General features: G+C 32.9%; 1 protein-coding gene. It reads left to right on the top strand.

From position 1 onward, the window contains the following. Positions 1–147: 147 nt before the first annotated feature. The coding region (locus tag ACYQ4S_RS12570; protein WP_459771518.1) for a helix-turn-helix domain-containing protein at positions 148–307 on the top strand (160 nt) is incomplete at its 3' end.

Genomic DNA, 307 nt, shown 5'->3' with positions numbered 1-307 from the left:
TACCCAGACTAAATGGAAATTAAAATCATACACACTGGTTCTTGTTTTCACTAACATTTTTCCAACAAATCCCTTCTAATCAAGCGTATTCTGTTTACGTTTTACTACACATAGGGTATGATGTAAACAGAAAGGTGGTGAATAAACATGTATAAAGGAATTGAAGGGAAAATTTACCCGAACAAAGACCAACAAGTTTTAATCAATCAGACGTTTGGGCATTCAAGATTTGTCTGGAATCAAATGTTGAATATGCTAAACACAAGATACGAAAACAATCCAGATTTGAACATGTTATCTTTCAGTA

It is taken from the genome of Alkalibacterium sp. s-m-28 (assembly GCF_054658175.1).
The sequence above is the reverse complement of the archived record's forward strand: the minus strand, read 5'-3'. Positions and strand labels throughout refer to the sequence as shown.